General features: G+C 64.3%; 1 protein-coding gene. It reads right to left on the bottom strand.

From position 1 onward, the window contains the following. Window positions 1-7: 7 nt before the first annotated feature. A complete protein-coding gene (locus ABT063_RS52060; protein ID WP_502991052.1) occupies window positions 8-1,132 on the bottom strand; it encodes an IS30 family transposase in 1,125 nt (374 codons plus the stop codon). Window positions 1,133-1,204 lie beyond the last annotated feature (72 nt).

The raw sequence follows: 1,204 nt of genomic DNA, 5'->3' as shown, positions 1-1,204 counted from the left end.
CTTAGATTCAACCGGTCAAGGCAACACTCTCGGCTGGTGTGCGAAATCCCAGGCACTTGCGCGGACGGTTGTTGAGTTTCGTCGCGATGGCATCAAGATCGTCCTGGCTGAACGTCGACAGGTTCGTGCCTTTGGGCAGGTACTGCCGGAGCAGCTTGTTGGTGTTCTCGTTGGTGCCACGTTGCCAGGGGCTGCGCGGGGCTGCGAAGAACACGTCGACACCGGTGTCGGCGGTGAACCGCTTGTGGGCTGCCAGTTCCATGCCGCGATCCCAGGTCAGCGTGCTGCGTAGTCGGGGGTCCATGCGTTCGTAGGTCTCGGCCAGAGCGGGAACAACCACGGTGGTGTGGCGGCTGGCGAGTTTCACGACCGTGAGGAACCGTGACTTCCGGTCGACCAGCGTGGCGACCTGGCTGTTGTTCGAGCCGATCACCAGATCGCCTTCCAGATGCCCGAACTCGCTGCGGTCCTCCGCCGCCTGGGGCCGGTCCTCGATTGGTCGGGCATCGGTGATCTGTGAGCGCCACTGTCCTTTCACCGTGTGGCGCTTGTTCTTCCGGATCGGGCGGCCAGTTCGCAGGCGCTTGGACAGCTCGCGGGGGATCACTTTCCAGCGGGTGGTGTAGACCGACCGGTAGATCGTCTCGTGGCTGATCTCCATCCCCGGGTCGTCACCATGATGCCGCCGCAAGTGGCCGACGATCTGTTCCGGCGACCACTCCTCCCTCAGCAGAAGCAGCACCATCTCCCTCAGCGCCGGCCTGCGGGCAAGCAGGCACTGCTTCGGCCGCCGGGCGCGGTCAAGTGCCCGTTCCTGCGCAGCAATCGCCCGGTAGACGTCGCGTCCGCCGTTATTGCTGACTTCACGACTGATCGTCGACACTGCACGCCCCAGGAGGCCGGCGATGGCCCGGTAGGACTCTCCGGCACAAAGACCACGTGAGATCTCCTCCCGCTCACCGATGGTCAAGCTTCCGGCGCGCCCTTTGCGGAGTCCGGGAGCGATCCCTCCGTGGTGCTTGAGGACGGTGAACACCGACCCGGGCGGCTTACCGATCTGCCTGGATATGACGCTGATCGATTCCCCGGCCCTCCATCGCCGCCACAAGTCGGCCTTCGTCTCGTCCGACATCCCAGGCCGACCCAGTCTCGCCACGCAAACCGTCCTCAACCAGCACTGTTGCTCCGACCGGTTGAATCTAAG

The sequence above is a fragment of the Streptomyces sp. NPDC002838 genome, from assembly GCF_040295365.1.
GTDB lineage: Bacteria > Actinomycetota > Actinomycetes > Streptomycetales > Streptomycetaceae > Streptomyces.
Note: the sequence above shows the minus strand (reverse complement) of the source record. Positions and strands in the feature narration are given on the sequence as shown.